The sequence below is a fragment of the Corynebacterium sp. 51B genome (assembly GCF_008930785.1).
Classification (GTDB): Bacteria; Actinomycetota; Actinomycetes; order Mycobacteriales; family Mycobacteriaceae; genus Corynebacterium; species Corynebacterium megadyptis.
The window spans coordinates 41674-63754 of sequence record NZ_PQMK01000002.1 but is presented as its reverse complement, the minus strand read 5'-3'; the positions used below and the strand labels follow the sequence as shown (position 1 = coordinate 63754).

The window sequence follows — 22081 nt, the reverse complement described above, 5'->3', positions numbered from 1 at the left end:
TGTGTCGGTGCCGTGCTCGTCGCTAGTCCAGCGCGTCCACGGCGGCCTGCACCTCGGCGAGGCTAAAACGGTTTTCGTAGAGGGCCTTGCCGATGATCACCGAGTCGATACCCTCGGCGCGGTGCTGGGCCACGGCTAGGACATCCTCGATGCTGGAGATGCCGCCGGAAGCGACGATGCGGGCATCGGTAGCGGCGGCCACATCGCGCAGCAGTTCAATATTCGGCCCGGTCAGGGTGCCGTCCTTGGACACGTCGGTCACGACGAAGCGGCTACAGCCGGCGGCGTCGAAACGCTCGAGAACCTCCCAGAGATCGCCGCCATCGGAGACCCAGCCATTGCCGCGGGTACGCCATTCACCATCGATGTGCTTGACATCGAGCCCGATCGCTACCGCCTCGCCATAGCGCTCGAGAACCGCCTCGGCCCAGTCCGGGTTTTCCAGTGCCGCGGTACCGATATTCACGCGGGCGGCACCGGTGCCGAGGGCGCGCTCGAGGGAGGCATCGTCGCGGATACCTCCGGTGAGCTCGACCTTGATGTCGAGTTTCCGAATCACCTCTGCCATGAGCTCGTGATTGGAGCCGCGCTTGAAGGCGGCGTCGAGGTCCACAAAGTGCAGCCACTCGGCGCCCTGCTCTTGCCAGGTGCGGGCCGCCTCGAGCGGGCTGCCATAGCTTTTCTCTGTCCCAGCCTCGCCTTGGTGCAGACGCACGGCCTGGGAATCTACAACGTCGACGGCGGGAATGAGAGTAAAACTCATGACGATCAAGGATCCTTCACGTGAGAAGAGTCGGTGGCCGCTACTCGGGCCCGGGCGGGATTAGCTTAGAGCGTAGCAATCCAATTGCGCAGCAGCTCGGCGCCGCTGTCGCCGGATTTCTCGGGGTGGAACTGGGTGGCCCACAGCGGGCCGTTTTCGACGGCGGCAAGAATGCGATCGCCACCGTGCTCGCTCCAGGCGAGCTTCGGGGGCAGGAAGGGCTCTTCTACCTGCATCTCCCAGGAGCGCACGCCATAGGAGTGCACAAAGTAGAAACGCTCCGCTGGGTCAATGCCGTCAAACATGCGCATGCCGGCATCGGCCTCGACGGTATTCCAGCCCATATGCGGCAATACATCCGCCTCGAGCCTTTCCACCGTGCCCGGCCACTCCCCCAGCCCCGCGGCATCCACGCCATGTTCGACGCCGCGAGCAAACATCACCTGCATGCCGACGCAAATACCCAGCACGGGCCGGCTTCCGGCGAGACGCTCCCCGATCAAACGCGGCCCCTGCACCTTTTTCAGCCCCTCCATGCAGGCGGCATAGGCGCCGACCCCAGGAACGAGCAGACCGTCGGCGGCGAGAACCTCGCGCGGATCGTGGGTGACCAGCGTGGTCACGCCGTGGCGTTCAATTGCTCGGTGCGCCGAGCGCAGGTTTCCGGCACCATAGTCCAGAATGGCCACTGTTGTTGTCATGAGGTTGTCTCCACCTTGTTGTGTGCTTATCGACGCCACCCTGCAGCGGCGGGGCTGGCGCATCCACGAATTCTAGCCTGCGGTGGCCGAACCTAGCCGCGCTTCTTGTTTTTCTTTCCCCGCTTCCAGCCGCCGGGGCGCGGGGCACGGCGCAGCAGCAACTCCACCGGCACGGCACTGGCGCCGACGCGGCGGATCTTGCGCATGCCATAGACGGCTTTGCGGGCCACCGGCACTTGGCGCAGCTGGGCGCGGGTATTGCCATATTCGGCGATACGATGTCGGCCCATCACCGCATCGGCGTAGCTGATCATCAGCCCCACCACGACCAGGCCGGCGCCGACGATAAAGGCGTCCTGGTAGGCGGCGCGGGCGGCCACGATGCCGAGCACAAAAGAACCCATGCCGGTGCCGGTGTCATAGGACATATTCCACAGCGCGGAGGCTTCGGAGACCTTCGAACGCGGCAGTCGGTTGAACATGGCCAGCAGGGCCTCGTTTTGGATGGCGCCGAAGCCACCACCGAAGGCCAGTGCCGCAAAGAGCAGCAGCCAGCTGGGCCACTCGAAAATAATGATCACGGCGATAGCGACGAGACCCAGTGCAGAGAGAATCTGGGCGGGGCGCATGGTCGCCCCGGCCTCGCCGCGGCGATCGGCCACCACGCCTGAGAGGAAACGGAAGATCATCTGTGCGCCACCGACGACCGAGAGCACGATACCGGCGATAAAGGCACCCGTGTTGGGATCCATATCGCGGATCGCGGCCGGCAGGAAGGAGGACACCGCACCGAAGCCCATGGCCACCGTGGAGATGGCGATGGCGGGCACGGTGATGAGTTTCCACGTGGCGACGCGCTGGTTGAAGCCCTCGGACTCCTCTTGGTTATCCGTGACGGGATTGGGCCGCACCGGCGGAATGAGCACGCAGAGCGCCGCGCCGGAGACGCCGATCACTGCGGCGATGATATAGACCACCGTGAAGCTGACATTATCGGCCACCGCGAGGCCAATCGGCAAAAAGACCATCTGCGATAAGCCGACGCACACGCCCAGCATGCCGGAGGCCTTACCCAAGAAACGCAGCGGAACGATCTCGGCGATGAGGGCGGCCTGGGCCACGGTGATAGCGCCGAAGCCCACGCCGCGAAGGGCGGAAAAGAGCAGCGCCGGCACCACTGTCATACCCAGCAGGTGGCCGAGGGCGGGCACGCCGAGCATGAATGCCGAGGCCACCATCACCGGCCGGTATCCGACGGCGCGGATGGCCTGCGGGGTGAAATATTGGGTGAGCACGGTGGCGGCCATGAAGATGGCCGTGGTCGCACCAGCGAGGGCGTCGGAACCACCGGCATCAATAACGGCCAGCGGCACCACCGGCAGCAGAATAGAGAAAGCGCCGAAGGCCGAGCCCACTGCGATGAGCGTGGCAATAAACCCGGGCGACTTCCACATGCTGGGCAGTTCTTCGAGTTCTGCTCGTGAAAGTACCCGAGTACTCATCTAGGCTCCTAACTCTCCAATCATCCACAACACCCCGCCAGCGAAGCCAATCAGGGCTAATACACCTAAGACTATCGTGAGTACTTTTTGCTCTGCCCTATAGGCCGAGATAGCGCCGCCGACCAGCAAACCAGCCACCATGAACAGCAGATATATCAACCACGAGGTGCCCGTGCCTCGCTGCATATCGGCGGCGGCGAGAACGTAAAACTGCATCTACAGGCTTCCCTTAGTCGAGGGCACACCACTCACGCGCGGATCCTTTTCCACCGCCTGGCGCAGGGCGCGAGCCACCGCCTTGTACTCGGCCTCGGTGATGTGGTGGGGGTCGCGGCCATAGTGGCAGCGCACGTGCAAAGCGATCCGCGCATTAAGCGCCAGGGTTTCAAAGAAGTGATGGTTGATCACGGTGGGATAGTGCCCACCGATCACCGCCGTGAGCATCTGGTCCGGCTCCCCCTTCATCACGCAATAGGGGCGGCCGGACACATCCACGATGCCCTCCACCAGGGACTCGTCCATGGGCAGCTGGCAGGAGCCGAAGCGGCGGATACCGGATTTATCTCCCAGCGCCTCCGCGAAGGCCGTGCCGAGCACGATGCCGGTGTCCTCCACGGTGTGGTGGGCATCGACCTCAATATCGCCCTTGGCGCGCACCTCGAGGTCGAAGCTGCCGTGGCTGGCAAAGGCGTGCAGCATGTGGTCGAAGAAGGGCAGCTCGGTGGAAATATCGGCCTTACCGGTGCCATCGAGGTTCAACTCCACCGAGATGGTGGATTCCTGGGTGGCCCGCTCGATGCGAGCGCGGCGCTCCTTATCGGCGGTTTCTGCGCTGATGCGCTGATCCCTGCTGTGGCTGAGATCGGGCATGATGTGCTCCTTGGTCTTTACGCCGGCCCCGAGCACTGTGGCTGGGACCGGCATGGTGTGCGTGTCGTGTTCTGAGAACTCTGCTTATATATTCTGCTGAATCTCGCGTGCGGCGGCGAGGAAGGCATCATTTTCCTCCGGCAGGCCCACGGTCACGCGCAAGAAACCGTCCACGCCCACGTCCCGGATCAGTACTCCCCGATCCAAGAACTGCTGCCACACCTGGTGGGCATCGGCGAAGCGTCCGAAGAAAATGAAGTTCGAGGAGCTATCAACCACCTCGTAGCCGATCTCCTTCAGCTCTGCGGCCACCCGATCGCGCTCCGCGGCAAGGGTGGCGACCGTGGCCAAGGTGTCCTCAGAGTGCTTCAGCGCCACCACCGCGGCGGACTGGGTGAGTACGGAGAGATGATAGGGCAAACGAGTAAGCATCACGGCCTCAACAAAGGCGGGCGCGGCCACAAAATAGCCCACGCGGGCGCCAGCGAAGTCAAAAGCCTTCGACATCGTCCGCGAGATCACGAGCTTGTCCGGATAGGTATCGAGCAGCGTGGCAGCCGAGGATTGATCGGAGAACTCCGCATAGGCCTCGTCCACGATCACCACGCCCTCGGTGGCCTCGATGATGGTGGCAATATCCTCCAGCGAGGTCAGCCCGCCCGTGGGGTTATTAGGGGTGGTCACAAACACCACGCTGGGTGCGTGCTCGGCGATCGCGGCGAGCGCCCTATCGATATCGATATCGAAATTCTCATCGCGGGGACAGTTGAGAAACTCCGTCATGGTCGATTCGGAAAGAATCGGGTGCATGGAGTAGCTCGGCTGGAAGCCCAGGGCGGACCGGCCGGGGCCACCGAAGGCCAGCAGCAATTGCTGCAGCACCTCATTAGAGCCATTGGCTGCCCAGACATTGTCTACGGTGACCTCGACCCCCGTCTGGCGGGAGAAATACTCGGCCAACGCGGTACGCAGCTCCACGCTGTCTCGCTCCGGGTAGCGGTTGAGGCGCGCGGCATCGGCGGCGAGGCGTTCCTGCAGCTCAGCGACGATCGCCTCGGAGGGCGGATAGGGGTTCTCATTGGTGTTGAGTGCGACCGGCACCTCGAGCTGCGGCGCACCATAAGGCGATTGCCCGCGCAGGCTATCGCGTAAGGGCAGGTCATTCAGCGAAGGGTGGGAAGCTGCCATGAAGTCTCACGCCTCTTTCTTCTTAGTCGGTGGCTGCGTCGGTGCGGGCCTTGATGGCCTCACCGTGGGCGGGCAGGGCCTCGGCATCGGCGAGGGCGATCACGGCGGGGCCGATCTCGCGCAAGGCCGCGTCGTTGTACTCGATGAGGTTCACGGCCTTCAGGAAGGTGTGGGTAGACAGCCCCGAGCTGTGCCGCGCCGTCCCCGAGGTGGGCAGCACGTGATTGGACCCGGCCGCATAGTCACCCAAGGGCACCGGCGAATAGGTGCCCACAAAGATCGCCCCCGCGTTGCGGATCTTCTCCGCATCCGCCCGAGACTGGCGGGTGTGCACCTCGAGGTGCTCGGCCGCATAGGCGTCGGCGGCGCGCAGCGCCTCGTCCATGGAATCGACCAGCACGATGCCGGACTGGGCGCCACGAAGGGCCTGGGCCACGCGCTCAGAGTTCAGCGTAACGGAATAACGCTGCTCCACCTCACGATCGACGGCGGCGGCGAACTCTGCGGAATCAGTAATCAATACAGACGCCGCCATGACATCGTGTTCGGCCTGGCTGATCAAGTCATAGGCCACCTCCACGGCATCGGCGCTGTCATCGGCGACGATGGCGATCTCGGTGGGGCCGGCCTCCGAGTCGATGCCCACCACGCCGCGCACCAAGCGCTTAGCGGCGGTGACAAAGATGTTGCCCGGTCCGGTGATCATATCGACCGGCTCCAGACCGGCGCTGTCATCGCCATAGGCCAGCAGGGCCACCGCTTGGCCACCGCCAACGGCCCAGACCTCGTCCACACCGAGCAGCTCGCAGGCAGCCAAGATGGTGGGGTGTGGCCAGCCGCCGAACTGCTGTTGCGGTGGCGAAGCCACTACTAGGCTGGTCACCCCGGCCTCCTGGGCGGGGATGACGTTCATCAACACCGAGGAGGGGTAGACGGCATTGCCGCCGGGCACATACAGCCCGACCCGCTCGACGGGAATGAACTTCTCGGTCACCGTGGCCCCGTCGGCCAAAGTCGTGGTGCTGCTCTGCGGAACCTGGGCGGCGTGCACCTGACGAATGCGAGAAATAGCCTCGTCGAGGGCGGCACGCACCTGCGGCTCAAGCGATGCCGCAGCCTTGCGCAGCACCGCCTGTGGCACCCGCACCGACTCGGGGCGGATGCCATCAAACTTCTCGCCATAATCTAAGGCTGCGGCGGCGCCGCGCTCCTGAACATCCGCCACCATGGGAGCGACGGTCTCGATAACAGCGCCCACATCGGTGGTACCGCGCGGCAGCGCCTCCCGCAGTTCGCGGGTCGAGGGGGTTGTTCCACGAAGGTCAGTAATCTGCAGCATCGCTCACACACATCTTTCGTTAAATTCATCGGCTGCTCGGCGGGCGTGTGGGGCTATTGTAAGAGCCCACCCTTAACTATCGGCATTCTACGCCCCGTACAGGTGTAGCCCCCCGATACCTCTACCGCAGGAAACGCCGCGCTCAGTGCCGGGCCGGTGCGGACTGCTCCGCTGCGGGCGGCTGCTCGCTGACGCCGACGCTCACCCAATAGGACAGCGCCGCCACCCCGGCCGCGGCCAACACGCCCACCCGTCCGGTGAGAGTCACAGCGATCATGGCGCTATCCCCCACCTCGATATCGTGCAGGTCGGGCACCGGATGGGCGATCATGGACAGCCAATTGCCAAGATCAAAAGCCATCAGGGCGCCGATGGCGGCGCTGCCCACCACGGCTGCCATCGTCCAGAGACTTGGAGCGGCTGGGCAGCGTCGATAAGCGCCCATGCCCAGCACCATCGCCACCGCGGAACTCGCGATAACCCACAGCGCATACTGCGGAAACTGCTGCGCAATGGCCGCGGCATCGCTGTATACCCGGCCATCAGCGGCCACGGTGACCCGCTGGCCGGGGCGCAGCAGACCCCACGGAAGAGCCCACGCGGCATTGACCCCCACCGCGAAGGCAAAGCTGCCGAGCGCCGTGCGCACAGCGGGGCGCTCGCTCACATAGCGCCGCAAAGAAGACGCGGCGCCAGTCGATCCTGCCATGCCCACCTAGTTACACATGGTCCAGCGGCCATCTTCGCGTTCAAAGCGCATGGTGCTGGTTTCGGCATTCGGGCCGGTCGGAGTGACCTGTGCGCTCGCGGAATCGCCATTGACCTGGATATCGCTGACGTCTTGCACCCCGAGGTTGAGATTAGGCTGATCCTGCAGCGACACATCCGGCACCTTCGAGGGATCGCCCGCGGCATAGCCGCCATTGCTTTCAATCACGCGCCGGCAGGTGTTGTTATTGGCATATTCCATAAAGGAGCGCAGGGTGGTCTGCTCGCCCCAGCCGCGCACGAGCTGCTCAATTTCCTGCTTGTCTTTCTCATTGGCCGGCTGTCCGCCTTCGATTGGCTGCTGGTCAGGGGCCGCCACGGCGGCCTGTTGGGCCGCTTGCCGGGCCGCCTCCAGCTGCTCCTGCTGGGCCTGCTGCACCCGCTCGCGCTCATCCTCTGGGCGGGGCTGCTCTGCCTGATTGTCGCCGTTCTCTTCGGCCTTCTCCTCCTCGGAGCGCTCCGGCGTGGCCGTGGAGGTAGAGGTTGTTGTGGTGGTGGATTGGCTACTGCTGCTCGAGGACGAGCTCGGTGCCGAGTCCTCCTCGTCGCGGCTGCAGGCGCTCAAGGTCAAAGGCAGCACCAATAGTGCTGCGACGACGCTCTTTTTGGACAGAGACGCGATGGACACGATAGACAACTTCTCCTCAGTTAAAGGTCTACTACCCGCATAGGCATCTCATCCCGCGGGTCAGTGCTGGATCAACCGTAGCAAACACACCTGACAACCATATGAGAATCCGCGCAGACCACTCCCAGACTCCGCTGAAAACCATCCTCACGCTTGTCGACGCCACCCGCTCGGCAGAGTTCACTACAGTAATCACTGTGCAACTATCGAAACAGGCGATTATTGACTCCGCCATGACCATCCTGGACACCTTTGGATTGGCCGATATGACCATGCGGCGCGTGGCCACACACCTCGGGGTCGCCCCCGGGGCTTTGTACTGGCATATCCCCTCCAAGCACGCGCTGATCGCGGAGATCGCCCAGGAGATCCTCGCCCCGGCGTGGGCGGAGATGCCCGCAGAGGGCGTCGATAAGCACTGGAGCGAACGCCTCGAGCAGGCGGCCGATCGGCTGCGGGAATGCCTGAACGCCCACCGCGATGGTGCCGAGATCGTAAGCGCCGCACTTCCCCAACCCGAGCTCGCGGCCCGCGCCGGCGAGATTTTCCGGGCGCATCTGCCGCCGGAGATCCCCGCCGCCCAGCGTGAGGACATGGCAGCAGTATTTCTGCACTACGTGATTGGCGCCGTGCTGGCGGAGCAGTCCACACGCCAACTCACTGAGCTTGCTCACCCGCGCGAAAAATGCCCTTCTCACCTGCACGAGGTGGACTATCGCGGCCGCTTCGATATGGGCGCCCAGCTGCTGGTTAAGGGTATTATCTCGCAATACCGTCTATGATCGTTCCCTATGAGCACTTCTGATCTACCCTTCGAAGTTTGGCCCGGCGACGCCTACCCTCTGGGTTCCACCTACGACGGCGCCGGAACCAACTTCGCCCTCTTTTCCGACATTGCGGAGAAAGTGGAACTCTGCCTCATTGATGCGGATCTGAACGAAACCCGCGTCAATATGGAGGAAGTAGATGCCCACATCTGGCACTGCTACCTCCCTGGCGTTCAGCCCGGGCAGCGCTACGGGTATCGCGTGCACGGCCCCTATGACCCCGACAACGGACACCGTTGCGACCCGAATAAACTGCTGGTTGATCCCTACTCCAAGGCCTTTGCTGGGGAATACGATGGCGATCCCTCGCTGTTCTCCTACGACATCTTCAAGCCCGAGGATCCGAACGCCCGCAACACCGAAGACAGCCTGGGCCACACCATGCTGTCGGTCGTGATTAACCCCTTCTTCGACTGGGGCGCAGATCGCGCACCGGAGGTTCCCTATCACGAGACCGTCATCTACGAAGCCCACGTCAAGGGCATGACGATGACGCACCCCGACGTGCCGGAAAACCTGCGCGGCACCTACGCCGGCCTGGCCCACCCGGCCATCATTGACTACCTCAAGCACCTCGGCGTCACCGCCATCGAGCTGCTACCGGTCCACCAGTTCTTCCAGGACGATCGTCTGCGCGAGCTCGGCCTGCGCAACTATTGGGGCTATAACACCTTCGGCTTCCTCGCCCCGCACGAAGACTATGCCGCCGCCTCCGAACCGGGCGGAGCCGTGGCCGAATTCAAGGGAATGGTGCGCAGCTTCCACGAAGCTGGCCTCGAGGTGATCCTCGACGTGGTGTACAACCACACCGCCGAGGGCAATCACATGGGCCCGACCATCTCCTTCCGCGGTATCGACAACGCCGCCTACTACCGGCTGGTGGATGGCGATCGCCGCCACTACATGGACTACACCGGCACCGGTAACTCCCTGAACGTGCGCCACCCGCACTCGCTGCAGCTGATCATGGATTCGCTGCGCTACTGGGTCACCGAGATGCACGTCGATGGCTTCCGCTTCGACCTGGCCTCCACCTTGGCCCGCGAGCTGCACGACGTGGACCGCCTCTCCTCCTTCTTCGATCTGGTTCAGCAGGACCCGATCGTCTCCCAGGTGAAGCTCATCGCCGAGCCCTGGGATGTGGGCGAGGGCGGCTACCAGGTGGGTAACTTCCCGCCGCTGTGGACCGAGTGGAACGGAAAATACCGCGATACCGTCCGCGATTTCTGGCGTGGCGAGCCCGCCACCCTCGGCGAGTTTGCCTCCCGTTTGACCGGCTCCTCCGATCTTTATGCCAATAATGGTCGCCGCCCCACGGCCTCCATTAACTTTGTCACCGCCCACGATGGCTTCACCCTCAATGACTTGGTGAGCTATAACAACAAGCACAACGACGCCAATGGCGAGGGCAATAACGACGGCGAATCCCATAACCGCTCGTGGAACTGTGGCGAAGAGGGCCCCTCCGAGGACCCGCAGGTGCTGCAGCTGCGAGCGCAACAGCGCCGCAACTTCCTCACTACCCTGCTGCTCTCCCAGGGCACGCCGATGCTGGCGCACGGTGATGAGATGGGGCGCACCCAGGGCGGCAATAACAATGTGTACTGCCAGGACAACGAGATCGCGTGGATGGACTGGGAGCAGGCCGAGACCAATGCCGATCTGGTGGCCTTTACCAAGCGCCTGCTGAACATTCGCGCCATCCACCCGGTGTTCCGTCGTCGTCGCTTCCTCGCCGGCGGCCCGCTCGGTGATGCGCAGCTGGCAAAGCGCGATATCGCCTGGTTGGTGCCGGATGGCAAGGTGATGAGCCAAGAGGACTGGAACTTCGCCTTCGGCAAGTCGTTCATGGTGTACCTCAATGGCGATGCCATTGCCGAGCCCGATGAGCGTGGCGAGAAGGTCCATGATGATTCCTTCATTTTGTGCTTCAACGCCTATCACGAAGACATCCAGTTCACCGTTCCCGATGAGCAGTTTGGTAAGAGCTGGCGGTTGATCGTGGACACCACCGAGGCCACCGGCTACCCGCTGGAGGAAGAAGTGGTCGAGGCCGGGCAGACCTTCGTGGTTCCCGCCCGCTCCACCTCCATCCTCAAGCAGATCGAGCCGCCAGAGGCCGAGGAGAACCAGGCCAACGATGACGAGTACGCTCGCCGTCTGCACGCCGTGAACGTGGGCTCCGAGCGCACCAACTACTCCGGTGAGCGCCTCGAGCGTGCCCTGCGCGACCGCGATCACCGCATCAAGCAGTCCCAGGCGCAACTGGCCAGGCTCGCCGAAACCGATCCCGAGAAGGCCAAGGCCAAGCTTGAGCGGGCCAAGGCGAAACTCGAGGAGGCAGAGGGCATGGACGAAGCCGAGGTGGACGCCCTGAAGGCCGAGGTGGAGCTCCTCATGGCCCAAGCCGAGCAGCACGCCCACGAGGATTCCGACAAAGAAGGTGAGCAGCAGGCACAGTCCTGTTCCTGCAGCGACACCGAGGCCCGCTCGCACACCGACTGGACCGAAGAGCTGGCGGATGCCGAAAAGCGCGCCCACGAGAAGGTCGAGCAGGTAGCCCGCGAGACCGCCGAACGCGTCGAGGAGAACAAGGCCGACTAGCTCGGCACGAGGCCGCCTCCAGGCTTCACCCACGCCCGCGTATGATCGTGACAGACATGTACACGCTCCTCTGCGCGGGGCGTCGGCTATGTGCGCGGGTGTGCGGCTAGGCGCCGAGTGCGCGGCCGCACAGGGCGTGTACGGCCTTGTTAGCGCGAATGAATATAAGGAGCGGGACACGTGGTTGCGGTTCATGGCGGAAATGTGGAATTTGTGGGCACCACGCTCACCTTTCAGCCCAGCGAGCTTGCCCGCGCCCTTCGGGTGCCGGCGCAGTCCTTGCGCCTGGATTCCTCCTGCACGTGGCAGCTAGAGGAGCCGACCGCACTCAGCTGCGGCACGCTCACCGTGCGTTCCGATCACGACTGCCTGACGATTACTATCGCACCCAACCACGCCGAGACCGCCCGAGATCTCGTGCGGGTGCTCACCGGCATCGCCACGGGAGAGGGCATGTCCATTCCCGGCTTGGACTGTGTGCTCGCCAGCGGCGAATTCACCCATGGTGATCCAGGCCAGCTCGAGACGCTGAGCCTCGCACGGGTTCGCGATGGGCGGATAGAAGAAGAGCGCACCCTCGAAGGCACAGACATTGCCCCTCGCTGCAGCGAGTTCCTGAGCCAGGACATCCTGGTGGCCTATAACGCGCAGCCACTCCTGCTGGGTATTGCCCAGGCGGCCCGCCGGGAAGGCGTGGATGCGCCGGAGTGCGAGTTCGGCTGCCTGCTTGCGCTCACCCGCGCCCAGGCCGCCACGGCGGATGCCCCCGCCCAGCAGGTCCGCTTGGGCATGCCCATTGCGGAGACACTCACCCTGCTTGGCGCTGCCACCGCAGACGCCACCGAGCCGGGGGATCTCCGCGCGGTGTGGGCAGCCTCCTCGCTGCGGCTGGGACGCTGCAGCTCCTCCGGAACAGTGCAGCCCGTGCTGCACGATCGTCTGGCCGGTGTCTCCGGCACGAGCGCGCGTGCCGCCGCGAGCACTACCGCTGGGCAGGAGGCATCCGATACGACTGGAGGCGCGAAAGCCAAGGGCTCTGCCAACGCCCCGGCATGGGCCAAGGTGCAAGCCCCCGACTCGGTGCCGGAGGCCAACCCCAATGCCACCAAGGACAACCCGCTGTTTGGCCAGAATGTCACTCTCACTGGCGAGTTCTCCCCCTTTGACAAGGGACAGCTCTGGGAGCGCATCGCCGATTGCGGCGCGACTGTGGGCAAGAACGTGACCAAAAAGACCACCATTCTGGTGTGCGGGCCGTGGAATGGGATCACCTCCAAACAGAAGAAGGCGGAGAAATACCGCGATCAAGGCCAGAGCATCGAATTCTGGGATCAGCCACGGCTGCTGCAGGTGCTGGGCTTGGACGAGGAGCCGCCATTCTAGCCCCCAATAAGGGGTGAAGATGCAGGGCGAGCGGAACCTCAACCGCCCTCGGGAGAGTCCACATCAGTATGACTCTTCATACGCATCTGATCACGCCCCTTCTCCGGCCGACGGCATTAGTGCGCCGGGACCGTCTCGACAGCGCCCACTTCGCGGCATCAGCACCGCTGGTGAATCTGTGCACCACCTTGGCCGCAACCCTCTGCCATGACGGCACCCCGCTGACCCAGCGCGATATCGACTCCCTGCAGATCAGCGTCTCCCGCGCGTGGGGCATGGCGGCCACGAACCTCGTCAACGCCGCCCGCACCCCGCGGGGCCTGCGTTTCCTCACTCGCCGGTGCGGGGAAATTACCCAAATCCGCACCCCTGGCTACTCGCCTAGTGCATGGCTGGCCCACCCCACCACCTTCACCATTCTCAATAATCATTGCAGCAACCTGCTCGGCAGCGATGTGGTGTTTGTAGCGCTCTCCGATGATCATCTCTTCGCTGTTCCGGTGCGCGCGGCCGCAGGCTTCAGCGATGATTGGATCACTGAGCTTGCGCGCATCCACCTGCCGCAGCGCCCCGGAGAGCCCCCGCAGCCGCTCAGCCCACACGCCCTGCTCTACCAAGACGGCTTTCCGCATGAGCTCAGCCCGCAGAATATGCCCAGCACGCTCGCGTCCTCCCCGGCCGCGGCGCGGCGACGGCGCACTATTCCGCTCATGGGAAGCGAAGCAAGCTAGCCCGCAGAGGAGCGGCTGGACTGGGGCATGCCCACCCGCACGAGAACCCGCAGGAGAACCCGCAGGAGAAAGAGAATCGCCCGCGCAGGGCTAGTTCTGCCGCTGCGGGCGCAAGCAGGTCTACACTCATAAGGCACATGTGCGTGTGCGCCTGTTCCGCTATAGCGGGGGCGAATCTTTCAGCCTCTGTCGCGCGGCGGCATAGGCGCGCCGCTTGTACTGTCACGCATTGTGCGATTTCTAAAACCTGAGGACTGATTTTTCATGCCCCGAACACCCATTACCTCCACGTATCGTCTCCAGCTGCGCGGCCCGAAGGCCGATGCCCAGGGCCGTGCGTTTGGTTTTGCCGAAGCAGCCGAGGTGGTCCCCTATCTGCATGAGCTGGGTGTCAGCCACGTGTACTGCTCGCCGATTCTGGCGGCGGCACCGGAGTCCAATCACGGCTACGATGTGATCGACCCCACCACCGTGAATCCGGAGCTGGGTGGTATCGAAGGCTTCCGCGCGTTGGCGAATGTGGTGCATGAGCACGGCATGGGCTTAGTTATCGATATCGTGCCCAATCACGTGGGCATCGATAATCCCCGCGATAATGCGTGGTGGTGGGATGTACTCAAGCGCGGCCAGGCCTCGGAGTTTGAGTCCTATTTCGATATCGACTGGCACAAGGATAATGGTGCCGGGGGCAAGCTGGGGCTACCAGTGCTCGGCGCGGAGGGCGATGAGGACAAGCTCGAGTTCCGCGAGGTGGAGGGCGAGACCGTCCTTGCCTACTATGACAATATTTTCCCCATCGACGAGGGCACACTCAGCGAGGATCCCCTCGAGACGTATCGCCAGCAGCACTATAAGTTGATGTATTGGCGCGACGGGGTGATCAGCTATCGCCGCTTCTTCTCCGTCAATGGCCTCGCCGGTATCCGCCAGGAAGATCCGCTGGTGTTTGAGCACACCCACCGCGTGATCCGTCAGCTCTGCGCTGAGGGGCTTATCGACGGTATCCGGGTGGACCACCCCGATGGTCTCTCCGATCCTTTTGGTTATCTCAAGCGGCTGCGCGATGTGATCGGTGAGGATCGCTGGCTGGTGGTGGAAAAGATCCTCGATGTACACGAACCACTCGATGCCCGTCTCGCCGCCGATGGCACCACCGGCTATGACGCACTGCGCGAGCTCGACGGGGTCTTTCTCAATCGTCGCGCCGAGGATGCACTCTCGATGCTGGCTCTCGAGCAGTCCGGCTCTACCTGGAATCAGGCGGCGATCGATGCGACTGAGCACGCCCTGAAGCGGGATGTGGCTGCCGATGAGCTCTCCGCCGAGGTGCGCCGCCTGGCGCGGGCGCTGCGCCGCGATAACTTCTCCACTGTGGGCGGGCGGGTCTCCGACGAGGAACTTTTCGACACCATTGTGGACTTGGTGGCCGCCATGCCGGTCTACCGCGCGGACTATCTCTCTTTGTCGCGCGTGACCGCCACCATTGTGGCGGATATGGGCCGGCGCTTCCCCTCTCGCCGTAACGCCCTCGACCTCATCTCTGCTGGCCTATTGGCAGATGGCGAGGCCAAGATCCGCTTCGCCCAGGTGTGCGGCGCGGTGATGGCTAAGGGCGTGGAGGACACCACCTTCTACCGCGCCTGCCGTTTGGTGGCGCTGCAGGAGGTGGGCGGTGCTCCGGGTCGTTTCGGTGTCTCCGCCGCGGAGTTCCATCTTTTGCAGCAGGAGCGCAGCGTGCTGTGGCCGAAGGCCATGACCACCCTGACCACGCATGACACCAAGCGTGGCGAGGACGTGCGCGCCCGCATCCTATCTATTTCTGAGACCCCCACCGAGTTCGCGGAACTGGTGCGCGAGGTCTTGGCGCTCACTCCTGCCCCGGATTCCCAGACTGGGCTCTTTTTGCTGCAGAACCTGCTGGGTATCTGGCCGGAAGACGGCGAGGTATCCGATTCTCTCGTGGAGCGTTTCCACGCCTATGCGGAAAAGGCGATGCGCGAGGCCAGTGTGCACACCACCTGGACTGATCCGGATGCCCAGTTCGAAGATTCCATTCACAATTGGATCGATGCGCTCATCCAGGGCCCCGCCACCCCGCTGATCACCGCCTATGTGCAGCGGCTGGCGCCCTCGGCACGGGTGCTCTCGGTGGGCCGTAAACTTCTGCAGCTCATCGGCCCCGGCATCCCGGATATCTACCAGGGCAACGAGTTCTTCGATGATTCCCTCGTGGACCCGGATAATCGCCGCTTCGTCGACTACACCAAGCGCGAACAGTGCCTGCAGATGCTGATCGAGCAGGGCCTGCGCACCGAGGAGGGCACGACGCTTATCGACGCCACCCCCGACCTGGTGAAGCTCGCCGTGGTGCACGAGTCCTTGACTCTGCGCCGGGAGCACCCTGATTACTTCATCAACGCCGACTACCAGTCGGTATTCGCCCAAGGTGTGGCGGAGAATCACCTCGTGGGCATGGCCCGCGGCGATGGGGAACGCAATGTGGATGTGATTGCGGTGGCCACCCGCACCCCGCTGCTCTTGGACGATGACGGCGGCTGGCGCGACACCACCATCACTCTGCCCGACGGCACCTGGCAGGACCGCTTCACGGGGCGCCAGTGGCAGGGCACCATCGCCGTCGCGGATCTTTTCGCCACCTTGCCGATCGCGTTGCTGGAAGGTATCTAAACCGGAGTGAGCACTGAACCTGTTTCCGAGGGTGACATCGTACACACCCCCGAGCACATATCCGCCCTCAGCGACACCTATACGCAGTGGTGCGCTGCGCATCCCGATGCGGCGGAACGCTTTCAAGATGTGATTGAGGATCTGCTCACCGATGGCGGTATCACCTATGACCGGGTGGTGGCGCGGGTGAAACAATGGCCCTCCTTAGAGGCGAAAGCCTATAAGCGGGATGCCGAGGGCGAGTGGGTGTATCCGCATCCCTGGGACGATATTCATGACATTCTCGGGGTGCGGGTCACCACGTTTTATTCCACCGAGATTCCCATCGTGATCGACATGCTGGGCGGGCATTTTCATGTGCTGCGCTCAATCGATAAAACTGCGCAGACACGGGTGAGCGGTAGTTTCGGCTATGGCAGTCACCACCTGGTGGTGCGGGTTCCTTCCGATCACGACGATCTGGAAGATTTCGCCGGGCTGACCTTCGAGGTGCAATTGCGTACCGTGCTGCAGCATGCGTGGGCCGAGTTCGAGCACGATATCCGCTATAAAGCCTCTGGGGTCACTGTGGATCCGCGGGTGGATCGCGCTTTTACTCTCGCCGCTGGGCTGATTGAGTTGGCCGATCAGCAATTTGATCAGATAGCGAGCATCCAGAATCCCTCCCCAGAGCCGGGCGATGATGTTGCCTTGACTGCGATCACCTTGCCCGGCGTGCTGGCCATTTTGTTGGGCTCGCAGTTCCCGCGTTCTAAATCCGAGCACTATCCGTGGCTGGAAGAGCTCCTCAAGCGCAATGGTGTCACCACCGTCGCCGAGTTGAAGGAGCTGGTGAACGCACCCGCGATTGCGCGGCTGCGGCGACGCTTGGACTACCGTTTCCAACCCAGCCAGGTGCGTATCGTGGACGATCTGCTGCTCGATCGCTTCGGCGAAGAGCATATTGCCCGCACTGATTCCACCGGTAACCGCGCTGCTCAGCGGCCCCATCGCCTCGCCCGCCGCTTAAAGCGGCTGCGCCGCGAGGACACCTAGAGGCTTCTCCACCGTAGGGTCGGTGGGCTAGACTGGCGGCTGGTAGATACCCCATCCGACTAGTGCAAGGAGACGATCGAGATGGATAGTTTTGCAGAGCAGTTCCCTGTTGCCGCTGACATGGTGCACGTGTGGGCGCTGCGGGCAGCCGATTTCTTCCGCGAGTACGGGATCGATATTCCGCCCGCTGAATGGGGCATGGACGATCTGGACGCTGTTGTAGGAAGCATTGAGTTCTAGCTTTCCACCAGCTATCGCACGCGCCGCACTGGAAGAAGGACATCACTGTTTTTCTTCCGGTGCGGCGCTCGTGTGTATCGCAGAGCTATAGCTCCTCGCTGCGGCCACGCAGGCGATCGAGTTGGCGGCGTTCTTTCTTCGTGGGACGGCCGGCGCCACGGTCGCGCCGTGGTTGCGAGACGAGTATTTCTCGCGGCGGAGGAGGCGGGGAATGATCCACATAGCAGGTGCGAGCAATGGTGGCGCTGACGCGTTTCTTGAGAGTCTGCGTGACCTCAAGCTCAAGGTTGCGGTGCTCCACCCACACGCTGACGCGGTCTCCCGGCGCGACGAGTTGGGATGGTTTGGCCGTGGTGCCATTGATCTTGACATGCCCTGCTTTGCACGTCGCCCCGGCACGGGTGCGAGTTTTGACGATGCGGACAGCCCAGATCCATGCGTCGATACGCACGGGCTCGCTACTGGGGGAGGTCACAGCTAATTCAGGTCCCGGTGGTTGATGATTTTGTTCACGCGCCAGGCGTTATATGACGCCCCCGCGACCGCGCAGATAAACACCAGCATCGCCAGCGTTGAGCCGATAATAAGCCCGGAGACAATGGCCGCACCGGTACCACCGATGCCCCAGATAGCCGCGTTGCGGGAGTACTGCCGAACTGCTCGTTTGCGCCGTTCGACGGGGTTATTGGGGTAGCGCTGCATACTCATGCACCCAATAGTACCCACTGCACTCGCCGCACAAGCAGCACGGGCACGGCCGTGTGCAGCTACTTTCGCTGCGGCGTGTCCACCCACATGGTGCCGTCCCGCTGGGCCTCCACCGTACCGCCGGTGAGCTGGGCGATCAGTGTCTGGGCGCGCTCCTCGTCCGCCGGGTCGAGAGCAAGGCTCAACGCCACCCCTTGGGCGGTGTATTCCGGATCGAGCACCGTCAGCTCGAAGCCATGCGGATAGCGCAGCTCTGCCTCTATTTTTCCGGCGGTGGCGTGATCGAGATCCAGTCGCAGCAGCAGCCGTTCCGCCCTTTCGACCACGTGGACGTTCTCCATGGCGCAGTGCACCGCCTGCCCATAGGCGCGCACCAGCCCGCCGGTGCCCAGTTTTATTCCACCGAAGTAGCGCACCACCACGGCCACAACGTTCTGCAGGCCGGTGCCGCGCAGCACATCAAGCATGGGCATTCCGGCAGTGCCGGACGGCTCCCCATCATCGCTGGAGCGCTCCACCGGCTGAGCGCCGTCCACGTGGAGGATAAAGGCGTGACAATGGTGGCGCGCATCCGGGTAGTCGGAGACGCAGCGCGCGATAAAGGCGCGGGCATCTGCTTCGCTGTCGGCGCGGGCGATCAATCCGATAAAACGGGAGCGCTTTTCTTCAAATTCTGCCTCTGCGGGCGCCTCGATGCTCTCTGCTGGCAGCTGGTACATAGGTGACATTCTTGCATTAGTCTGCGCGCTCGACCGCATTGTCCCGCCCCAGTCTGCTCGCTCGGTGCGGCGGTGCTGGCCGGGGTGGTTGCTACAGTGGACAAGCATGAAAACTTTTAGCGTATGGGCCCCGTATGCACGCGCTGTGTCGTTGCTTGTCCACCCCGGCGGAGATTCCTCCCGGGAGCGCATTATCGAGCTGCACCGCGATCCCCATCGCAGAGACGTCTACACCACCTCGGAGATCAGCCCCAGCCCGGGCGATCGTTATGGGTTCATCCTCACCATAGGCAATGAGGAGGCCGAGGGTGGCGTCGATAAGCTCGGGCCCCTGCCCGATCCCCGCTCTCATGCGCAACCGGATGGGGTGCATGGCCTCAGCGCCGTCGTGGATCACGATTATCCTTGGGAGGACCAGGCGTGGGCCGGCCGCAGCCTTCCCGGCCAGGTGCTCTACGAGCTGCATGTGGGCACCTTTAGCCCCGAGGGCACCTTCACTGGCGTGATCAATAAGCTTGATCACCTTGTTGATCTCGGTGTCACGGCGATTGAGCTGATGCCCGTGCAACCCTTCGGGGGCAACCGCAACTGGGGCTATGATGGCGTGTCGCTGCACGCGGTCCACGCCGGCTATGGCGGACCCGATGGGCTGAAGGCGCTTGTCGACGCCGCCCACCGCCGCGGCATCGCCGTGGTGCTGGACTGCGTGTACAACCACTTTGGCCCGGAAGGTAACTATGTGGGCGCCTTTGGCCCCTACACCTCGGGAGGCTCCACCGGCTGGGGCGAGGTAGTCAACCTCAACGGGGAAGATTCCGATGAGGTGCGGCGCTACGTCCTCGACGCCATCGAACACTGGCTGCGGGACTATCACATCGACGGGGTGCGCCTAGACGCGGTGCAGGCCCTCGACGATCCGGGCGCGGTACCGATATTGGAGGAGATCTCCGAAGTGGCGCGTCGCGTCGAGGCAGAGACTGGAATCTCGCGGTTCATGATCGCCGAATCCGATCAAAATGACCCCCGCTTGGTCACCGCGAAAGAAGCGGGCGGCTATGGCCTCGATGCGCAGTGGATTGACGATATCCACCACGCCCTCCACTCCCTCGTCAGCGGCGAGCAGCACACCTACTACACAGACTTTGGCGATACCGCCACCTTGGCGAATGCGCTGGAGGAGGTCTTCGTGCACACCCGCTGGCATTCCACGTTCCGCCGGAAGCGCCACGGCCGCCGCCTCCACACCGATGTGATTCCCGCCAGCCGCTTTGTCACCTACACCACCACCCACGACCAGGTGGGCAACCGCTGCCAGGGCGATCGCCCCAGCCAGAACCTCACCCCTGCCCAGCAGGTGCTCAAGGCGGCCACAATCTACCTCTCCCCCTATACCCCGATGCTCTTTCAGGGCGAGGAATTCGGTGCCACCACGCCCTTCCAGTTCTTCGTCTCGCATGGCGATGAGGAGCTGCTGCGCCTGACCGCGGAGGGTCGTTTGCGCGAATTCGCCAGCGCCGGCTGGGATCCAGCAGACGTGCCCAACCCAGCTGAGGAGGACACCTTCCTGCGCTCCAAGCTGAACTGGGACTTCGATGCCACCCAACACCGCATCATGGAGGCCTATCGCACACTGCTGCAGCTCCGCCGCAGCTGCGGCCTGGCCGATCCGTGGCTCGAGCACATGGAGGTCAGCTGCGATGAGCAGTGGGTGGCCATGGACCGCGGCGAGTACGTATTTGTGGGCAACTACTCCGGACGTGAGGCCCGCGTCCCCTTCGGCGGCACCCTCGTCTACTCCTTCACCTCCCCCGAGGTGGGCGAAACCCACACTACGCTCGGCCCTTGGGAGTTCGCGCTGATCAAGGCGGATAAAAGCTAGGACGAGCCGGTAGCACTACGCATCAACGCCACCTCTCCTCCGTGCCGAGGGCACGAACTGGGAGCAGGTGGCGTTGTTATGGGCTAGGCCGGCAGCGTCCTCAGAACTACACCAGGAACTGGTATTCCGGCGACTCTGGGGTGAGCATGGTGCACTTCATGCGGGAGGCATCCATGCGCTCGAGGAGAGGGGCGAGATCGCGGGCGCGGGAGAGCTGCAAGCCCACCAGGGCGGTGCCGGTTTCTCGGTTATTGCGCTTGAGGTACTCGAATCGGGTAATGTCATCATCCGGGCCGAGAATATCGGTGACAAAGCTGCGCAACTGGCCGGGCTCTTGGGGAAAATCAACCAAAAAGTAGTGCTTGAGGCCGCGGTGCACCAACGAGCGCTCCACGATCTCGCTATAGCGCAACACATCGTTATTACCGCCAGAGATGATGCACACCACGATCTCGCTGGGCTTGAGGGCGACGTCGAAAAGCCCCGTCACAGACAAAGCACCGGCGGGCTCGGCGATGATTCCCTCGTTTTGGTACAGCCCCAGCATCTGGGTGCACACCGCGCCCTCATTGGCGGAGATCATGTGCACGCGCGAGCGGTTGCGATCAATGATGCGATAGTTGAGATCGCCGACGCGCTTGACGGCCGCGCCGTCGATAAACGGATCGACAGTGGGCAGCGTGATGGGGCCCTTATTCTCGAGGGCGGCCTGCATCGAGGCGCCCGTCTCCGGTTCCACACCAACGATGGCGGTGGTGGGCGCCATATCGGCCAGATAGCTGACCACCCCGGCCAGCAGTCCGCCGCCGCCCACAGGCACCACGACGGTGTCTGCCGATTTGCCCATGGCGGTGAGCTGGGCGAGAATCTCGGCGGCCACGGTGCCCTGGCCGATGATGGTGTCGCGGGCATCGAAGGGCTCCACGATGGTGGCGCCGGTCTCCTGGGCATCGGCCTTCGCCGCCGCCGAGGCGGCGTCATAGGTATCGCCAATCTGGATGACCTCGACGAAGTCGCCGCCGTGCACGCGGATGCGCTTGAGCTTCTGCTTCGGGGTTTGCTCCGGCACATAGATGCGACCGGTGATGCCGAGGGTGCGGCACGCATAGGCCACGCCTTGGGCGTGATTGCCGGCGGAGGCGGCCACGATCCCGGCGGCACGATGCGCGTCATCGAGCTGCGAGATGTTGTTATAAGCGCCGCGGATCTTATAGGAGCGCACGTCCTGGAGATCTTCGCGCTTCAGATACACCTCCGCGCCGGTGAGCTCGGACATGCGGGGGCTGTACTGCAGCGGGGAGGGACCCAACACGGTGGAAATTCGCGCCTGCGCCATTTGAATATCGGACGCGTGAATCTCCAGGGATGCAAGATCGTGCGTCGCGGTGTCAGGTGGCGTGGGCGCGTCAGTCGCGCTGTGGTGATCCGTCATGCAGCAAGATTCTAGCGCCTCGCGCTATCGCCTTTGTGCTCCCCTCCCCTAGAGCGCAGAAAACGCCACCCTTCAG

Annotated in this window: 21 protein-coding genes; 8 read left to right on the top strand and 13 right to left on the bottom strand. The window is 63.4% G+C overall.

The genetic code is table 11. The features are described 5' to 3' along the window. Positions 1-22 precede the first annotated feature (22 nt). The 9 genes from priA to GBB14_RS03235 all read right to left on the bottom strand — a co-directional run bounded on the left by priA (position 23) and on the right by GBB14_RS03235 (position 7759). A complete protein-coding gene (gene priA / locus GBB14_RS03275) occupies positions 23-763 on the bottom strand; it encodes a bifunctional 1-(5-phosphoribosyl)-5-((5-phosphoribosylamino)methylideneamino)imidazole-4-carboxamide isomerase/phosphoribosylanthranilate isomerase PriA (protein ID WP_151530319.1) in 741 nt (246 codons plus the stop codon). 65 nt (positions 764-828) lie between these two features. Beyond that, a complete protein-coding gene (gene hisH / locus GBB14_RS03270) occupies positions 829-1464 on the bottom strand; it encodes an imidazole glycerol phosphate synthase subunit HisH (protein ID WP_151530320.1) in 636 nt (211 codons plus the stop codon). 92 nt (positions 1465-1556) lie between these two features. Further along, positions 1557-2966, bottom strand: coding sequence for an MFS transporter (locus GBB14_RS03265; RefSeq protein ID WP_151530321.1), 1410 nt, complete (start codon positions 2964-2966; stop codon positions 1557-1559). Continuing rightward, positions 2967-3152 carry a hypothetical protein gene (locus GBB14_RS03260; RefSeq protein ID WP_342447790.1) on the bottom strand — a complete coding sequence of 62 codons (186 nt, stop codon included), beginning with the start codon at positions 3150-3152 and terminating at the stop codon, positions 2967-2969. It abuts the gene before it with no gap. A gap of 30 nt (positions 3153-3182) precedes the next feature. Continuing rightward, on the bottom strand, positions 3183-3836 hold the full coding sequence (gene hisB / locus GBB14_RS03255; RefSeq protein WP_225976683.1) for an imidazoleglycerol-phosphate dehydratase HisB: 654 nt from the start codon (positions 3834-3836) through the stop codon (positions 3183-3185). Between the two features lie 84 nt (positions 3837-3920). Beyond that, on the bottom strand, positions 3921-5024 hold the full coding sequence (locus GBB14_RS03250) for a histidinol-phosphate transaminase (protein ID WP_151530323.1): 1104 nt from the start codon (positions 5022-5024) through the stop codon (positions 3921-3923). A gap of 22 nt (positions 5025-5046) precedes the next feature. Continuing rightward, positions 5047-6363 carry a histidinol dehydrogenase gene (gene hisD, locus GBB14_RS03245; protein WP_151530324.1) on the bottom strand — a complete coding sequence of 439 codons (1317 nt, stop codon included), beginning with the start codon at positions 6361-6363 and terminating at the stop codon, positions 5047-5049. A gap of 142 nt (positions 6364-6505) precedes the next feature. Continuing rightward, positions 6506-7072, bottom strand: coding sequence for a hypothetical protein (locus GBB14_RS03240; RefSeq protein ID WP_151530325.1), 567 nt, complete (start codon positions 7070-7072; stop codon positions 6506-6508). Between the two features lie 6 nt (positions 7073-7078). Next, complete coding sequence (locus GBB14_RS03235) at positions 7079-7759, bottom strand: hypothetical protein (RefSeq protein WP_151530326.1); 681 nt, start codon at positions 7757-7759, stop codon at positions 7079-7081. 101 nt (positions 7760-7860) lie between these two features. Between GBB14_RS03235 and GBB14_RS03230 the strand changes: the two genes are divergently transcribed. The 7 genes from GBB14_RS03230 to GBB14_RS10575 all read left to right on the top strand — a co-directional run bounded on the left by GBB14_RS03230 (position 7861) and on the right by GBB14_RS10575 (position 17267). Continuing rightward, entirely contained in the window at positions 7861-8541 is a 681-nt protein-coding gene (locus tag GBB14_RS03230) for a TetR/AcrR family transcriptional regulator (protein WP_151530327.1), read from the top strand. Positions 8542-8550: 9 nt separating this feature from the next. Continuing rightward, a complete protein-coding gene (gene glgX / locus GBB14_RS03225) occupies positions 8551-11190 on the top strand; it encodes a glycogen debranching protein GlgX (RefSeq protein WP_151588406.1) in 2640 nt (879 codons plus the stop codon). Positions 11191-11370: 180 nt separating this feature from the next. Continuing rightward, positions 11371-12573 (top strand): BRCT domain-containing protein, encoded by a 1203-nt coding sequence (locus GBB14_RS03220; RefSeq protein WP_151530329.1) that lies wholly within the window; start codon positions 11371-11373, stop codon positions 12571-12573. A 68-nt stretch (positions 12574-12641) separates the two neighbouring features. Next, entirely contained in the window at positions 12642-13304 is a 663-nt protein-coding gene (locus GBB14_RS03215) for a hypothetical protein (RefSeq protein ID WP_151530330.1), read from the top strand. A 264-nt stretch (positions 13305-13568) separates the two neighbouring features. Beyond that, positions 13569-15992, top strand: coding sequence for a malto-oligosyltrehalose synthase (treY, locus tag GBB14_RS03210; protein WP_151530331.1), 2424 nt, complete (start codon positions 13569-13571; stop codon positions 15990-15992). A 6-nt stretch (positions 15993-15998) separates the two neighbouring features. Then, a complete protein-coding gene (locus GBB14_RS03205; protein WP_151530332.1) occupies positions 15999-17027 on the top strand; it encodes a GTP pyrophosphokinase family protein in 1029 nt (342 codons plus the stop codon). Between the two features lie 81 nt (positions 17028-17108). Continuing rightward, positions 17109-17267: a hypothetical protein gene (locus tag GBB14_RS10575; RefSeq protein WP_192796151.1), complete on the top strand. Its 159-nt coding sequence runs from the start codon at positions 17109-17111 to the stop codon at positions 17265-17267. A gap of 85 nt (positions 17268-17352) precedes the next feature. On the opposite strand, the gene GBB14_RS03200 is transcribed toward GBB14_RS10575, so the two are convergent. Genes GBB14_RS03200 through GBB14_RS03190 form a run of 3 tightly spaced genes read right to left on the bottom strand, consistent with a single transcriptional unit; the run spans position 17353 to position 18703 of the window. After that, positions 17353-17742, bottom strand: a complete 390-nt coding sequence (locus tag GBB14_RS03200) for an RNA-binding S4 domain-containing protein (protein WP_151530333.1) — start codon at positions 17740-17742, stop codon at positions 17353-17355. A 2-nt stretch (positions 17743-17744) separates the two neighbouring features. Next, entirely contained in the window at positions 17745-17975 is a 231-nt protein-coding gene (locus GBB14_RS03195; RefSeq protein WP_151530334.1) for a hypothetical protein, read from the bottom strand. 59 nt (positions 17976-18034) lie between these two features. Beyond that, a complete protein-coding gene (locus GBB14_RS03190) occupies positions 18035-18703 on the bottom strand; it encodes a YigZ family protein (RefSeq protein WP_370451598.1) in 669 nt (222 codons plus the stop codon). A gap of 97 nt (positions 18704-18800) precedes the next feature. Between GBB14_RS03190 and treZ the strand changes: the two genes are divergently transcribed. Further along, positions 18801-20573: a malto-oligosyltrehalose trehalohydrolase gene (gene treZ / locus GBB14_RS03185; RefSeq protein WP_151530336.1), complete on the top strand. Its 1773-nt coding sequence runs from the start codon at positions 18801-18803 to the stop codon at positions 20571-20573. A gap of 106 nt (positions 20574-20679) precedes the next feature. On the opposite strand, the gene ilvA is transcribed toward treZ, so the two are convergent. Further along, a complete protein-coding gene (gene ilvA, locus GBB14_RS03180) occupies positions 20680-22005 on the bottom strand; it encodes a threonine ammonia-lyase IlvA (protein WP_151530337.1) in 1326 nt (441 codons plus the stop codon). Between the last annotated feature and the right edge of the window lie 76 nt (positions 22006-22081).

What these genes read in the sequence shown, in the direction of transcription:
- priA (WP_151530319.1), bottom strand. Translation starts at nt 763, where the DNA reads ATGAGTTTTACTCTCATTCCCGCCGTCGACGTTGTAGATTCCCAGGCC.
- hisH (WP_151530320.1), bottom strand. Translation starts at nt 1,464, where the DNA reads ATGACAACAACAGTGGCCATTCTGGACTATGGTGCCGGAAACCTGCGC.
- GBB14_RS03265 (WP_151530321.1), bottom strand. Translation starts at nt 2,966, where the DNA reads ATGAGTACTCGGGTACTTTCACGAGCAGAACTCGAAGAACTGCCCAGC.
- GBB14_RS03260 (WP_342447790.1), bottom strand. Translation starts at nt 3,152, where the DNA reads ATGCAGCGAGGCACGGGCACCTCGTGGTTGATATATCTGCTGTTCATG.
- hisB (WP_225976683.1), bottom strand. Translation starts at nt 3,836, where the DNA reads ATGCCCGATCTCAGCCACAGCAGGGATCAGCGCATCAGCGCAGAAACC.
- GBB14_RS03250 (WP_151530323.1), bottom strand. Translation starts at nt 5,024, where the DNA reads ATGGCAGCTTCCCACCCTTCGCTGAATGACCTGCCCTTACGCGATAGC.
- hisD (WP_151530324.1), bottom strand. Translation starts at nt 6,363, where the DNA reads ATGCTGCAGATTACTGACCTTCGTGGAACAACCCCCTCGACCCGCGAA.
- GBB14_RS03240 (WP_151530325.1), bottom strand. Translation starts at nt 7,072, where the DNA reads ATGGCAGGATCGACTGGCGCCGCGTCTTCTTTGCGGCGCTATGTGAGC.
- GBB14_RS03230 (WP_151530327.1), top strand. Translation starts at nt 7,861, where the DNA reads ATGAGAATCCGCGCAGACCACTCCCAGACTCCGCTGAAAACCATCCTC.
- glgX (WP_151588406.1), top strand. Translation starts at nt 8,551, where the DNA reads ATGAGCACTTCTGATCTACCCTTCGAAGTTTGGCCCGGCGACGCCTAC.
- GBB14_RS03215 (WP_151530330.1), top strand. Translation starts at nt 12,642, where the DNA reads ATGACTCTTCATACGCATCTGATCACGCCCCTTCTCCGGCCGACGGCA.
- treY (WP_151530331.1), top strand. Translation starts at nt 13,569, where the DNA reads ATGCCCCGAACACCCATTACCTCCACGTATCGTCTCCAGCTGCGCGGC.
- GBB14_RS10575 (WP_192796151.1), top strand. Translation starts at nt 17,109, where the DNA reads ATGGATAGTTTTGCAGAGCAGTTCCCTGTTGCCGCTGACATGGTGCAC.
- GBB14_RS03195 (WP_151530334.1), bottom strand. Translation starts at nt 17,975, where the DNA reads ATGAGTATGCAGCGCTACCCCAATAACCCCGTCGAACGGCGCAAACGA.
- GBB14_RS03190 (WP_370451598.1), bottom strand. Translation starts at nt 18,703, where the DNA reads ATGTCACCTATGTACCAGCTGCCAGCAGAGAGCATCGAGGCGCCCGCA.
- treZ (WP_151530336.1), top strand. Translation starts at nt 18,801, where the DNA reads ATGAAAACTTTTAGCGTATGGGCCCCGTATGCACGCGCTGTGTCGTTG.
- ilvA (WP_151530337.1), bottom strand. Translation starts at nt 22,005, where the DNA reads ATGACGGATCACCACAGCGCGACTGACGCGCCCACGCCACCTGACACC.